13 protein-coding genes are annotated in these 14,290 nt (G+C 70.1%); 8 read left to right on the top strand and 5 right to left on the bottom strand.

Annotation, left to right across the window (positions count from 1 at the left end; all coding sequences use genetic code 11):
- The first annotated feature begins 103 nt into the window (after positions 1-103).
- The 8 genes from CHC04_RS00235 to CHC04_RS00200 all read left to right on the top strand — a co-directional run bounded on the left by CHC04_RS00235 (position 104) and on the right by CHC04_RS00200 (position 6,874).
- Positions 104-502: a hypothetical protein gene (locus tag CHC04_RS00235; protein WP_141233657.1), complete on the top strand. Its 399-nt coding sequence runs from the start codon at positions 104-106 to the stop codon at positions 500-502.
- A 266-nt stretch (positions 503-768) separates the two neighbouring features.
- A complete protein-coding gene (locus CHC04_RS00230) occupies positions 769-1,482 on the top strand; it encodes a hypothetical protein (protein WP_089401930.1) in 714 nt (237 codons plus the stop codon).
- Between the two features lie 311 nt (positions 1,483-1,793).
- Complete coding sequence (locus CHC04_RS00225; RefSeq protein ID WP_141233656.1) at positions 1,794-2,432, top strand: hypothetical protein; 639 nt, start codon at positions 1,794-1,796, stop codon at positions 2,430-2,432.
- 80 nt (positions 2,433-2,512) lie between these two features.
- A complete protein-coding gene (locus CHC04_RS00220) occupies positions 2,513-2,923 on the top strand; it encodes a hypothetical protein (RefSeq protein ID WP_141233655.1) in 411 nt (136 codons plus the stop codon).
- 196 nt (positions 2,924-3,119) lie between these two features.
- Positions 3,120-4,181, top strand: coding sequence for a hypothetical protein (locus CHC04_RS00215; protein WP_089401927.1), 1,062 nt, complete (start codon positions 3,120-3,122; stop codon positions 4,179-4,181).
- Positions 4,153-5,247, top strand: coding sequence for a hypothetical protein (locus tag CHC04_RS00210; RefSeq protein ID WP_089401926.1), 1,095 nt, complete (start codon positions 4,153-4,155; stop codon positions 5,245-5,247). Before CHC04_RS00215 ends, CHC04_RS00210 begins: the two co-directional genes overlap by 29 nt.
- A 52-nt stretch (positions 5,248-5,299) precedes the next feature.
- Entirely contained in the window at positions 5,300-6,463 is a 1,164-nt protein-coding gene (locus CHC04_RS00205) for a hypothetical protein (RefSeq protein ID WP_089401925.1), read from the top strand.
- A 69-nt stretch (positions 6,464-6,532) separates the two neighbouring features.
- Positions 6,533-6,874, top strand: a complete 342-nt coding sequence (locus tag CHC04_RS00200; RefSeq protein ID WP_089401924.1) for a hypothetical protein — start codon at positions 6,533-6,535, stop codon at positions 6,872-6,874.
- 721 nt (positions 6,875-7,595) lie between these two features.
- Here the strand turns inward: CHC04_RS00200 and CHC04_RS00195 are convergent.
- The 5 genes from CHC04_RS00195 to CHC04_RS24425 all read right to left on the bottom strand — a co-directional run.
- On the bottom strand, positions 7,596-8,735 hold the full coding sequence (locus CHC04_RS00195; protein ID WP_089401923.1) for a PDDEXK family nuclease: 1,140 nt from the start codon (positions 8,733-8,735) through the stop codon (positions 7,596-7,598).
- A gap of 164 nt (positions 8,736-8,899) precedes the next feature.
- Positions 8,900-9,400 carry an HNH endonuclease signature motif containing protein gene (locus CHC04_RS23345; RefSeq protein WP_176449775.1) on the bottom strand — a complete coding sequence of 167 codons (501 nt, stop codon included), beginning with the start codon at positions 9,398-9,400 and terminating at the stop codon, positions 8,900-8,902.
- Positions 9,401-9,844: 444 nt separating this feature from the next.
- Complete coding sequence (locus CHC04_RS00190) at positions 9,845-10,552, bottom strand: hypothetical protein (RefSeq protein ID WP_176449774.1); 708 nt, start codon at positions 10,550-10,552, stop codon at positions 9,845-9,847.
- Between the two features lie 165 nt (positions 10,553-10,717).
- Positions 10,718-13,672, bottom strand: coding sequence for a tetratricopeptide repeat protein (locus CHC04_RS25160; RefSeq protein WP_176449773.1), 2,955 nt, complete (start codon positions 13,670-13,672; stop codon positions 10,718-10,720).
- A gap of 102 nt (positions 13,673-13,774) precedes the next feature.
- The coding region (locus CHC04_RS24425; protein WP_217897114.1) for a tetratricopeptide repeat protein at positions 13,775-14,290 on the bottom strand (516 nt) is incomplete at its 5' end.

The following is a 14,290-nucleotide window of genomic DNA, read 5'->3' as shown; positions in this document are numbered from 1 at the left end:
ATTGCCCGGCCATCGCCGGGCAAGCCCGGGCGTAAGTCCGCCGTTCGAGTGACGCCCTCCGCAGCCGACTGCCGGCCGCGGTGGGTCCGGCACCGCCCGGGCCATGAACCGACCTGGAGGCAACCACGCCGACCGGCGCCGCCAACTGCTGCCGCGTGACTATGCGGTCGACCCGAGCGACTTCGGCGAAAACCCGATGGCGCGCTTCCACATCCCGGACGGCGGCGATGTGGTGTCGGCGAAGATCGCGCAGGGCCAGCACGCCCTCGCCCTTGCCTGGCGGGCGCGCCGGCCGCCGCGGTCGGGCACTCGGGACGCCGCCGCGTTCGGGGTCTCGTCCTCGGTGTGGAGCCGTTGCCTACTCGGGGAGCGATGGATGGGTGAGACCGTCATGAGTGCGTTGCTGCACCACCTGGACGCGCTGCCCCGCACGACGAGCCGCCCGAGTCCGCGACGGCCGGGGCGTCCTCGCACCCACGGCTTCACCGACGGCCGGAGCTGACGCCGAGGCCCGTACTCCACCTGTTGCGCTGGGCCGTGAGACGCCGGCTGGCACGATCCAGCTGGGGTGCATTCCGGCAGGGACATCTTGACGTGCCCACCCGACTCGCCTCCCAGCACTGCGGAACCGCGCCCAGCGCCGTGGTGTGCGCGGCCCGCTGACGCTGAGGTTGACCGCAGATGACGACCGCAGCATTGGCGCTGGCAGCGGCGAACAGGACGCTGACGTCCGCTGACATACGACCGGGGCAGGTCTACCCTCCCCGCATGCGCGACGTGGTCGCGAAGGATCTGGTACCGCAAGTCGAGGCCTTCTACGCGAAGGAGAAGGCCTACTACGAGGCTGAGAAGGCTCGGCTGTCCGCAGAGGCCGACAAGGTAGCCCGACAGCTGGCCGACCTGGAGGCCGAGCATGCGCGGGTCGAGGACGGCCGCCACGCGATCGCTCTGTTCGTCGATTTCGCCCAGTCCAACGACTCCCCCCTGCACGTGGACGCCGTACGCATCGTCGGGCACACCGACAGCGACAAGCCGTCAACAGGACCTGACGGCGGGCCAGGTAGGGAGTCGCTGACTTCAGACCTTGCCCCGCCGTCAACCACGCCCGACAGCGCGGACGCGCGACCGCCCACCGCGGCAACACCAGCAGCCGACGAGCCCAAGCCGGTCCGGATCGCGAGGATCATGTGCAGGGAGCCGCAGCGGTCGTGGCGAATCCAGGATCTGGTGCCCCTGCTCTACAACGACCCGCCGGGCAGTCTGACGGGCAAACGGAAGAAGAGCCGGGACGACACGGTCGGCACGACACTCAGACGCATGACAGAGAGGGGATGGGCCGCCCACGTCGGCCACCGCTTCTCGCCGACAGCCAACACTTGGGAGCTTCTGGCCGCCGACGAGCACGGCCTTGCTGTTGCTGGCAACGGCCACGGCGACGTGGAAACGGCACCCGATCGGGAGGCGATGCGTATAGCCACCTGACCACATGACGCCGCCGGCCGAGATGGCAGCTCGACCGGCGACCTACACCGACCAGACCACTCGAGCCCCTCGGTGCGGCGCCAGTCTAGCGACTGAGGCCGACGCCTGGGCCCTCACGCGCTCCGCGCGGGGAAGGGTCATTTCGGCATGTCCTCAACTCAGATTCTCCATCCCGCTGATTCACCGTCCCCGGCTAGGCCGGGAACGATCGCGCAGCGAGCAAGTCGACAGCGGCTTGGCCAGCTGCGGTGTCCGCCGCGCTGGCATGTGCCCGCACCCGAGTGTCCGCGACGTCGGTGGCGGTGCCGGCGGTGAGCCCGGACGACAGCCCGGTCCAGGTCTCCCTAGTCAAGGACTGGCTGCAGGTGAGCGCCGACGAGCTCGGCGTACGGGAGGAGGCGGTGCGCGTCTTACGCCGAAAGGTCGCAGGCCTGGCCAACCTTCTCGTGCTTGAAGGCGTTGCACCTGCGGAGATCGAGGCACTCCTGCCACCGGTGGTGACCGATTCAATGCGCAAGGTCCTGGGCCTCGGCGCGACCGGAGGGTTCCTCGGTCGCCGCCGGACGCGGACACCGCCTCTTCCCCGGGCCACGCTGCCACCGACGTCAGTCGCGGACATCGCCGACAGGCTGGTGGGTCCCAGCCAACGCCGGGTGTGGCAGCACCTGCTGGCCACGTCGCGGACGGACGGACCACCCCGCGTGTTCAGCCCCGCCGAGCTGGCCGACGAGCTCGACGACCTCGGTGAACCAGCGAACCGGGAGAGCGTGCGCAAGGTCCTGAAGCGGCTCACCGATCTCGGCGGGACACACAGCGCGCGCCCGGGGCGGTACCAGCTCACCCCGGACGCGCGCGCCTACGCCCAGATGCTCGCAGACGACGTCCCGGGGCCGTCGGCGGCCACGACGGCGCGCGACGGCCACCCCTCATCGCCACCGACCCGGGCATAGGCGCCTCAGCCGTCTCCCGAATCGGGTCCCACTACCACCGCCGGCCGCGGCCACGTCGCCGCGCACGGCAAGGAGAAGCCATGCCCTACGCACCGGAAACCCGACCGCTCGGACAACCGTCGGCGAAGCCTGTGGCCCGCGAGCTGATCGCCGACCTCATGGCCTACCCGGGCTGCTACGAGGACAAGGACATCCTCGACTGGGTCTGCCGCAAGACCGGCCGCGGCGGACCGTCGTGGGAGTACCCCACCGACTACCTGTTCGCCTGGTGGCAGGCCGGGCGGATCGTGCAATCCGACGCCGGGGTGCCGCTGCTGCTCGAGCACGACGACGACCTCAACCGCGCGGGCCGCAACGCCTACACCACGATCACCGGGCGCCGGGTACCCCGCACGGCCCCGCGGCCCGACCAGATCGCCGAAGTAGCCACGCGCCTGGCCGCGGACGAAGACGCCCTCGCCGAGATGCTGAAGCGGTTTCGTCCATGTTGAGGTCCGCCACAGCCGCCGGCACGGCAACCTGCGGCCCGGGGCCGTACCCGACTGGGCCCATCCCGACCCCGCGCATCTCGCGTTCGGTGACGGAACCATCTTCCTGCCGTACAGCAACATTGCCTGGGTTGAGGATCCCATCACCGGAGCCCAGGTTCCGGTGGGAAGCCGCGCCCGTGATCCCCGCCGCGTCCGCGTGCAGAACACCCAGCGCCACCGGGGCGCGGACGGCAAACGCGACCCAGGGATCAACTTCGTCACCCTCTACACCTGGACCGAGAATGGATGCATCGTGCTCGCCCTCGACATGACACTGGGCGGCGAATCGCTGTGCGTCGTGCCGATGGTGGAGATCCTCGCCGCCGAGGCCGGCGACGGCCTGCACACGCTCGTCTACGACCGTGCCGTCTCCGGCTGGATCTTGGCGCATCTGATGGCCCTCTACGGCATCGAGGTGGTCAACAAGGCCATCGCTCGCGCGCTGAGGGACAGGGAGGACTCCACCCTGCGCTGGCTGATCCGCAAGGCACAAGCCGAGGCCGCCTTGACCCGACGTCGGACGCTAACCGGGCGCGCGCTGGACCTTGCGGTGGCCCACTTCGCCGGCGAGAAACTGGCGGCCGGGCATCTGCCCCCGGGCATGAGCATCTACAAGACCACCGGCGGCTACGACGTGATCGACAGCGCCTGGCGCCGATTCACCGAGCCGCATCAGGTGGGCCACCACATTCTCCACCAAGAGCGGCTTATTCTCGACGACGAAGCGCTCTTTCTCGAAGACGAGAATGGCAACAAGGGTGACCTGTGCGAGACGCTGCATTCCACTCGCGAGCGCACACGCACCGGCGCATGGGCTCGGCGCACGCAGTGGCGCATTCCTTGCGACTGCGGGGACTGGGTGCTCGAGAAGCTCTGGGCGCCGGCCGACACCGGCCCTACGCCGGAGGATGAACTCACCGACCGCAGCCTGATCGCCCACATACGGCCATTACCCCGCGCCATCGCCCAGTTCCAGCCCACACACGGTCGCCGGAGCACCTCGGAAACCGAGAACAACGTCACCAAGAGCGGAATGGCCCACTACGGCCGCGCCTCGCACCTCCACCCGAATCTGCAGTTGCTGGACCACTTCAGCTTCGGCCGGGTCACCAATGCCCGCACCTGGCAGCGCCATCCCTACGCATGGCACCCGTGGCATCCCCGCCCGTCGCAGCGGGCCTGGGGACCCGGTGACCACGGCCGGCTCGCCGGGGAATGATGCCGAGGGGCCGGCACGGCTGCGGGAACTGGCCGATCGCGCCGGCCGGTACTGGGTGGAGCACTCACTCCTTGCCGAGGAGGACCTGCCCTCCTTCCTCCAGCCGCTTCACAGGCTCACCGAGGAGGCAGCCCGGCGCGGCCTGCGTGCGCCGCACGCGTTGGCCGAACACCTGACCGACGTGCTGCTGGCCCTGTCCGGCGCCACCAGCCTGAACGCCGAGCACGACGAGGACGTGGCGCACCGCCTGCACGCCTACCGCAACCTGGCCGGCGCGCTGCTGGCCACACACGCGTTGCTGCACGGCCGATCCCCCCGGGACGCGCTCCAACCCAAGCGTGTACCACGCCTCGGGCGGCGCACATGGCTGTCCCGGGGCCGCCCGCTCGAGGACGACGAGCGGCTTCTGCTGCGCCTGCTCGTGCACCACCTGACGCAGACCGGCAAGCACCGGGATCTGCTCGCCGCCGCCCGCTACGTGCTCGCCGAAGCCGGCGCGACCCCCGGCGAAACCACCGCGGTCATGCTCGACGATTTGAGTGATCCGGCCAAGCCCGAATGGTTCTGGGCCCCCGGCTACCGCGACCGCGACCGCCGCCGCCTGCCGCTCGACGACTGGCAGCAACCCATCCTCGCCCGACACGCCGAACAACGCATCACCGCCGGACTGGCCCCCCGTCCGCTCACCTACAACGGCAAGAAGGCTCCGGGCAGCGAGGACGCCAGCGCCTCCGCGGACGGATCCCTCACCAGGCTGCTGAGACACGCCGGACTTGGCCAACTGCCCGACCTGACGGCCAGCAGCATCACCTTCCAGGCCGCCGACCGCGTCTGCCTCCGCCACGGCGACGACGCCGGTTTCGCACTTCTCGGCCGCGCCAGCCTCCGGCAAGCGCTCCGCGATCTACGCCGTGTCGGCTGGGAACCTAACCCGGAGCCCGCCGCCATACGCAGCTTCCTCGACAGCGCCTTCCCGACCTACCAGGGCACACCCCCGGGAACGGCCGCAGCCGACGGAGGGCCACCGGGCCGAGCCCACGAGGCCACCCGAACGACGGGCCCCTGAGCGGGTGTCTGAGAATGCAGACACCTCCGGCCCGGCGTGAAGAGGGAGCGGTATGACCGAGCTGCGGGCCTTCGGGGACCCCTGGACTGATGCACAACAGACGCTCGCTGACGCTCTGATCTCGGTCTGGGTGGAGCGTGACGCGTGGCCGACCTACCGGTGGGTCAATCACCAGCTGCGCCGAATGGGCTTGGACCCGCTTGAGACGCTCGCCTCGTTCCCGACCATCGGCACCCGACGGCACAACACCCTCAGCTACGCGGACGTGGCCTACGAGTGGTGGGCGACGCCGCCCAGCCCGGAAAGCCGGGTGCGGCTGACCGTCTCCGGGCTCGCCCGCCAACATCGCCTCCCCCGGTGCAACGCCAGGGTCAACCTCTTCCTCGATCTACTGCGCACCGCGGCCGAAGTCGAGCGCGACACTGAGCTTCACCCCCTCAGTTCGACGCCGCTCACGCTGATCAGCAACACCCTGGCCGAGCGCATCCGGACTCCGCTCGACGAGGTCAATCGCCTGTATGAGGTCGTGACCGACGAACCGCTGCAGGGCGTCGGATCACGCGGTCTCGACCAGGGCGGCAACTGGCGCATGGAACTGGACCCCGACATCCGCATCTACGCCGGGATCGGGAGCGTCGACCAGTACCTGGCCACCGTGCGGACGTACCTCACGCCGGCGCTGACGGCTCTGCCGCCGCGAGTTCTATCCAGCCCCGTGAGCCTCGCCACCGCGCTCGGCTACCTCGACGTCACCTGGCAGCTGCACACGGGCAAGCGCCTGCAGCGGGAGGTCAGTGATCTGGCCGGCGCCACCAGCCTGGCCTTCGAGGCGGGCAACGAGGACGAGTTCCGCGGCCGGTGCAGCGCTCTGATGGACCTGATCAAGAACTGGGACGTCCCGGGAGTACCGGGCGCCGGCGGCGGCCATCCCCTGCAACGGCTTGGCGCCTACCTGGCCGCCCACCTGGACGAGGACGACGCCGGAGACACCAGCCCCGCGCTGAAGGTGCTGGAGGCCGTGCGCCGAACCCGGACCGGGCAACAGCACGCCCACCAGGCCCACGACGCCATCGCCGCGCTCAACGAACTCGGCGTCGCCGGTCCCCCGTGCGACTGGACGGCGGCCTGGTCGGTGATGCGCGATCGCGTGACGCTCGCCGTGCTGGACCTCCGCGCAGCGGTCGCCCACCTCCCGGGGCCCTCCGCTCGGACCTGATTGCGCCGCCCGGACCGCTCGTCACCGTCGTCCACAGCCGGGGAGATCCCGGGGACGAACGGAGAAACCATGCCCGCGCGAGACCTGGAGCTCATCCGCAGTCGCAAGCGGCTGCACACCGCCGCGATCAGCCGGGAGCGGGTGCGCGTCCGGGGCATCGTCGCCGAGAGCGGGGACGGCTACAGCGGTACCTACCGCAACGTCTGGCTGCGCATTCAGACCGCCGTCGGGGCCAGTGTCCGGCTGACCGCCTCCCCGTCGAGCACCCTCGGGACAATGCCCCACGGCGCCATCGTGGAACTCGCCGCACGGCTTACCGGATTGGTCGATGTGGCCGACAACGTCTACTACGCCGAGCGTGCGCAGCTGCTCAGGTGGGAAGCCAACGACGAGCCGGCCGCGGGCGCCTGACCCCAGCGTGCCCGGCCCGGTCGTAAGGCGTCCGGGCGGGTGTCACGCCTGGGGTGGCCAACCACATCGGAGGAGAGCTGAAGCCATCCATCCAGCCTTCATCGGGAGGGCACGGAAGGCCGGCGTTCCCTCCTTAGATGCCGTCAGCGGCCGAGTACGTCGTTGGGATAGACGGTGCCGCACTTCGAGCACTTGGACCGGTTCGTGCTCAGCGGCTGAACGGTGTAGGTCTCGCACAACCTGCACAGGTGCCCGCGTGCCATGTCTGCGCTCCATCGACGTCGGCTGCGACCCCTTACGCAACCATTGAGATACGGAGGGTACGCATCGCCGCCTCCACCAGCCGACATGCCACGCGGCGGCACCAATCATTGCGGATAGTGCTCTTCGGGCGACGACGTCGCCCGACTTGCTCGCCATTTGCCCTGACCTGCGCCGATGCGCGTCGCATGGTTACCGCGCCGTTCAGCCGCCTCCAGACAAGCCAGCGAGACCGCCGGGCAATCCCTCGAACGCGCGAGTCGGTCGCGCCAGCGCACCTCTCACCTGGCGAAGGTCACGTCCGCGGCGGGGCACGCCGAAGCCTGGTGGCGTCCTCCCACTAGGCATCGACCCGGTGTCTGCGTCCGGCACGAGGACGAGGCCGGGCTCGCCCTCCTCGGCCGCTGACTGACGACGGCAGCCGCGCCGCCCTAGTCTTGCCACTCCGGCGCCACCAGGGTTACGGCAGTGCGGCAGTCTGCGGAGCGTCCAGCACGTGGTCGAGGACGGCCACCACAGCGTCCTGAGCGGCTGTCGCGTCGGCCAACGGCAAAGACGCCCAACCCTTCCAGTCCTTGTCCCGAACCCGGTCTACATCGGCGCGGGCGCGGTCGAGGCCGGCGATCGCGCGAGCGAACTGCGCGGTTCGCTCCTCGGTGTGCCTGCTTCGAAAGTCGCGAAGCGGGAAGTACATCGTCCCGCGCTTGAGCAGGTTGAAGTTCCAGACCGGGGTGTCCACACCAGCGATGATGTAGTAGCCGGTCAGCCCGGCGGCGGTGCCGGTGCCCCAGTAAAAGTGGCCGTGGTAGTCGCGAACGTGCTGGATCAGTCGCCGGAGGAAGGCCACCTCCTCCGGGCTGCGCTCGGCCTCGGCGGCGGCCAGCAGGGTCTCCTCGGTCCAGCGCGGGCCGGACTTGGCGCGGTAGGCACCCTTCGTTGCGGCCGCGACGGCGGTGCGCCCGACCACCCGTGGAACGTAGGCGGTGCCGGCGCCGGCCCCGGTGAACTGCGGCAGTTCGATACCGAGCACCTCGGTGTCGCGCATCTGCGCGTTGAGGAACTCGATGATGCTGATCAGCTCCGGGTGGATGCGGTCGGCCAAGAAAATCAGCCGCATGCGCCCCTGCCGAAGGTTGTCCTCGACGGTGCGCCAGAAGCCGTCGGGATCGTCGTCGATGCCGAGCCGGTCGTGTAGCAGCTCCGCAGCATCAGCGGCCTCGGCCGTGGTCTCGGCGGCACCGCGCAGCCGGTCGGCGGTCCACTGGGTGCTGCCGTTGGCGGCGTAGTCGAGCATCTGCGCCACGACCTCCCGACGCGCCCGGGTATCGCTGGCCCGTTTCACCTCGACGAAGACGGGGACCCCGGCGTGATCAACGAATAGGTGGTCCAGGCTCAGCCCGAGCGCCCCAGAGGGGCCGGGGACTGGCATCTCCCGCTGAACGAGGAGCAGTCGGCCACCCTCGCCGGTGGTAGCGACGCCGGCGATCAGGTCGGGGAAGTCCTGCAGCAACTGCTGTAGGAGCGGCTCATTCTCGTAGCTGGTCTCGATCAACGGCTCAAGCCGACCATCCAGTTGCAGGAAAATCGCCGGATTCGTCATACGAACCTCACTATGCACAGTTCTAACAGGCACCGATCCCATGTCCCGGCAGACCGAAGGCGTCCCACTCCCACTGGGTGGCCCTACGGCCACATGCACACTTATTGGAGACGGGCAGACTGCCACATGAAGGATTCCATTCCAATGAACGCTACTTCAAGGATTTAGCCGACGGGCATGTAGTCGGCGTCGCGGCGCCTGAGCCTTATCGGCCGATTTTCACCCTTCGCACGTGTCTTCATCATGTGGCAGTTCGCGCAGAGAGTCACCAGGTTGTCGGGATCGTTGTTGGCATGATCCCCATCCCAGTGGTCAACCGTGAGGCTGGGACCGATGTAGTGGCAGTGCTGACACCAGGACCGCCTGAGCACCTGGTAGACGGGACCCGGCGTCGTGGCGGGCCGCAGCAGGCGATGAGCGAGAAGCTCGGACAGCGGCTGGACGGGAACATCCAACTTCAGGTGAGTCCGGATGTGCTTGAAGTAGCAGGATCCGCCGCTGGTGACATGGATGTGCCCCCCACAGCAATGATGATGCTGAGGCAGGGCTATCTCCTTGTTGCATTCCAGACAACGTGTCCGACTATCCTCCTGCCACTCGCCGCAGACCCACGGCGTGTGCGGAGAATCAGCGATTTCTCGGATTCGTGTCTTGTAGAGCGGCATGACCGCCCCATTGAGAAATGCCGCATCTCGAGTGTCAACGTTGACCACGGAAAACCCACACGGCGTCCACAACTGGGACGACTGAGGCACCTCTATCGCGGGCAGCTTCTTGTTACCCGACCCGAGAAGCCATCGCAATAATCCCATCAAGTGTCCTCTCAGTCGCCAATCCAGCACCGCAGGGTAGGTCGGCCATCCCGCGGCGGCGCGCTCCGCAGTTGCGTTGGCGCGTCGTGGAAGTCATCGGCTAGCTGGCATCGTGACTGAAGCGATGGCGGTGGCACCCCGCTGTCACGACGCCGGCAGGCAGGTCCGCAGTTGACGCAGGGCGTGGACGGCCCGGCCGAGGACGGAGCGAAGTCCGCGGCGGTGCGGTGGCGGATGACGATCCAGCGCCCCTGGGTCGGCGCCATGCACCCCAACCGGCGCTCTGACCGACGCGACTCAGCTAGGCACGGTGGCCGCGATGGCGACCACGACGTCGTCGCCGAGAGTGTCGTCGACCTGCTGGTGCAGCCCCAACCACACGATCCGCCCGTCCCGGGGGTGCCATGCCTGCCCGAGGACCGCCTGGCCGAGCAGCGCATCCAGAGCATCGATGGTCGGCTTCCACAGGTTCAGCCAGTTCCGCCGTGGACCGACGGTGAAGCTCAACTCCAGGGCGACGGGGCCGGTCGGTGGCAAGGCGGCGTGCACCTGGTCGTGGATCTGCTGCTTGTACGCGGCGGTGGTGGCCGAGGCGGTCGTTCGCACCTCCAGCACCGGCGCGCCGATCGACGGCGTGGCGCGCGGCACGGCCTCCTGCACGGCCGCCACGGAAGTCGTGCCGGTCAGCTTGGTGACCCACACGCTGGCCAACGACCGGCCGGTTGCCTGGGTGAGCCGCGCGGCCAGCGGGAAGCCGTAGTTGTCGAGATCGTGCGCGTCGAGGAGGTCGACGTTCTGGGGCAGCCCGACATCGAGACGCAGCGCCCTCGGTGCGGACAGCTGGGCCAGTTGCGGCGCGAACACCGCCTCCGCGTAATCCAGGAACGCCCGCAACGCCACCTGGTCGGGATGCCCGGCCGCCTCCCAACTGGCCAGCCGAGGGGCGATCTCCAGTGCCGCCATCCCGGCGTCGGGCTTGGCGAAGAAAACCGGGGCGAAAGCCACGACAGGACGCTAACGACTAGCAGAGCCGGGCCTTCGGCCCTACGGCAGGAGCCAACCCCCTCTGGCACCGGCACAACTGGGCCGGCAGACGGTGCCGGTCCGGGGCTGACCTGTGGCTCGATGCGCGGGTCCGTAAGGCGATAAAGAGTGTCCTTCTGCATTTCGTCACCGTGCACCGCCTGGTTCAGTGAGGTTGCGCTCGTACAGCGCCGAGGCCTCGTCCGTCCGGCCGGCGGCGCGGTAGGCGGCGGCGAGGGCTTCGCGGCTGGTGAGGGTGGCGGGGTGGCCGGGGCCGAGAATCCGCTCGCGGTCGGCCAGCGTGCGCTCGTACAGCGGCAGCGCCTCGTCCAGGCGGCCGGCGGCGTGGTAGGCGGCGGCGACGTTGCTGCGGCTGGTCAGGGTGTGCGGGTGGTCGGGGCCTTGCAGCCGTTCGTGGTCGGCCAGCGTGCGCTCGAACAGAGGCAGTGCCTCGTCCAGGCGGCCGGCGGCGTGGTAGGCGGCGGCGACGTTGCTGCGGCTGGTCAGGGTGTGCGGGTGGTCGGGGCCTTGCAGCCGTTCGTGGTCGGCCAGCGTGCGCTCGTAGAGCGGCAGCGCCTGGTCCAGCCGGCCGGCGTCCTGGTAGGCGAAGGCGAGCGCTCCGCGGCTGGCGAGGGTGGCGGGGTGGTCGGGGCCGAGCAACCTCTTGAAGTCGGCCAGCGTGCGCTCGTAGAGCGGCAGCGCCTCAGTCAGCCGCCCGGCGGCCCCGTAACCCTGGGCGAGGTTGCCGCGGCTGGTCACGGTGTCGGGGTGGTCGGGGCCGAGTATCCGCTCGCGGTCGGCCAGCGTGCGCTCGTACAGAGGCAGCGCCTCGTCCAGTCGGCCGGCTGCCCGGTAGGCGAAGGCGAGGTTGTGGCGGCTGCCCAGGGTGTGCGGGTGGTCGGGGCCGAGCAGCCGCTCGACATCGGTGAGGGTGCGCTCGTGCAGCGGCAGGGCTTCGGTCGTCCGACCGGCGTCGTGGTAGGCGGCGGCGACGTTGTTGCGGCTGGTGAGGGTGGCGGGGTGGTCAGGGCCGAGGAGCCGTTCGTGGTCGGCCAGCGTGCGCTCGAACAGAGGCAGCGCCTGGTCCAGCCGGCCTGCGGCGTGGTAGGCGGCGGCGAGGTTGCCGCGGCTGGTCAGGGTGTGCGGGTGGTCGGGGCCTTGCAGCCGGTCGCGGTCGGCCAGCGTGCGCTCGTAGAGCGGCAGCGCCTGGTCCAGCCGGCCGGCGTCCTGGTAGGCGAAGGCGAGGTCGCCGCGGGTGATGAGGGTGTCGGGGTGGTCGGGGCCGAGCAGCCGTTCGACCTGGACGAGGGTGCGCTCGTACTCCTGGGCGGCGAGGGCCGGGCGCCCGGCTTCGAGGTCGTAGCGGGCCAGCAGGGCGAGCAGCCTCACGGCATCGACGTCCAGGAGGGGCTCGGATGTGGTGGTGAGGTGCCGGGCGTGGGCGGCCAGGTCGGTGAGGGGCGGATGTCGGCGGACGTCGTCCGCTGCGTCGCCGAACTGGTCGAGCAGGGCCGTGACCGCGGCGGCACGGGTGGGTGCCTGGTCGTCGGGGTGGGGGTCCAGCAGAATGGCTGCCGCGCGCACGAGGACGTGCACCAGGACTGTCTGGGTGGCCGGGTCGGCGCTGAACAGCCCGTCCCGGTGCGGGTCGAGCAGCGCCCGGTCGACGGCGTCCTCGGCCTCGTCACCGCCCTTGCCGCCGTCCTCGGCGTCGCTGGAGGCCCCCCGCCGGGCGAACACGTCCGCAATAAGCCGGCGGGGGATGGCGGTGGGGGCGAGTTGGCCGGTCAGGCGCAGCAGGGTCCAGGCATCCTTACCCAGGCCGTTGAGGCTGGTGGCGAGGGTGGCGGTGATCTGGCGGGCGTGCCCGCCGGGCAGCTGGTCGGCCAGCCGGGCGGCGAGCTGGTCGAAGCGGCCCAGATCGGCGTTCAGGCGCCGGCGGTATGCGGTGAAGGTGGTGCCGGTGCCGGCGAGGTAGAGGCCGGCGACATCACAGGCCAGCGGGTGATGGCCCAGGTCCTCGGCGAGCAGCCGGGCCTGCTCAAGTTCTTCGTTGAGCAGCGGGCGGCCCTGGGTCAGCAGGGCCAGGGCATCGGCGTCGGAAAGCTCGTCAAGGTCGACCCGATCCAGCTTGCTGTGGGCGCGGTCGCGGGTGGTGATGATCTCGTGCACCACCGCGGCGGGGCAGCGCCAGGCGTCCAGGCCGGCGGCGTCGAGGCCGGTGGGCAGGTCGTCGGCGATCCACAGCACCGGCTGCCCTCGCTCGTCGAGGGCGGTCTTGACCCGCTCCCGGACGGTGTCCGGGTCCAGCCCGGCCACGTCGATCTCCAGCGCGGTGGCGACCGCGGCGATCTGGGTGTCGGCGGCGGCGCGGGTCTGCTCGGGGCTCGGTGGGGTGCCGGTGGGGTCGTTGCCGGCCGCCGACAGCCACACCACCCCACCGGGGTAGCAGTCGGCGAACAGGTGGGCGTACTCGGCGGCCAGCAACGACTTGCCCATCCCCCCGAACCCCGACACGACCGCCACCGACCGGCCCGCGGCACCGGGGCCAGCCAGCCCGGTCGTGCGATGCAGCCGGTCGTGCACCGCCCACAACTGGCCGAGCCGGCCCACGAACCGAATCGAGCTGCCCTCCCAGCCGGCCCCGCCGTACCACCGTGGCCGCCCCGGCGCCGGCAGCGCACCAAACGGGACCGGGTGTGCCGGAACGCGGTCGGCGATTCGGGCGGCCAGACCCGGCAGGTCGGCCAGGTCGTCCGGGCCGGCGAACCGGCGCTCCAGCAGCCGCCCCTCCAGCACGTGCCCCATGCCCGATTCGGGGTTGACCACCAGCACCCGCCCCGCACCCTGCCCGGCCCGCTCAGCGGCCAGCAGCGCCAGGGTCAGCTCCTCCCGGCAGGCGCGCCGGGTCGGATAGGCGTGCGAGTACCAGGCGAGCACCACCCTTGAGGCGGCCAGCCCTTCCCGCACCCGGTCGGGAACGGAGTCGAACGGGCCGATACCGGCGTCGTCGACCCACACCGGCACCCCGAGGTCGCGCAGCGCATCCACGAGGTGGCCCAGCGGACCGTGCCGGTCGGTGTCCGCCCGCGTCCACGACACGAACACCCCACCTGACCCATCGGTGTCCTCGCCCATCGCCGGCTCCCCCTCCCTGCGATCAGCGCGGTGTTCCTCGACCCGGTACACCGACCCCGCAAACGATCACCGCTTGCGCCACCAAGACGGTATCCACCTCCGACGGCGTTTTTCCTGGGAAGGGCTGCTCCGGCGAATGATCGCGAGGTTCTCGAGGCTGCTCAAGGTCTCAGGATGGTCCGGGTTCAAGCCGCGTTCCCGGGCGGCAAGACTCCGCTTGAGTAGCGTCATTGCTGCGTCTGGTCGGCCTGCTGAGAAGTAGGCATGGGCGAGGTTGTTGCGGCTGATGATGGTGTCGGGGTGGTCGGGCCCGAGTAGTTGTTCACGAGAGGCAAGAGTGCGTTCGAATAGCGCCAGCGCCTTCTCTAGTTGCATGGCGTCCGCATAGGCGGCGGCAAGGTTGTTGCAGCTAGTCAAAGTGTCGGGGTGGTCGGGGCCGAGCAGTCGCTCGCGGTCGGCAAGCGTGCGCTCGAACAGCGGTAGCGCATCTGCCGGACGGCCGGACTGGGTTAGAGCCCTGGCCAGGTTGCCGCGGCTGGTGAGGGTGTCGGGGTGGTCGGGACCGAGGATGCGTTCACGGTC

It is taken from the genome of Geodermatophilus saharensis (genome assembly GCF_900188205.1).
Taxonomy (GTDB): Bacteria; Actinomycetota; Actinomycetes; order Mycobacteriales; family Geodermatophilaceae; genus Geodermatophilus; species Geodermatophilus saharensis.
This window is presented reverse-complemented; position numbering and strand designations above follow the sequence as displayed.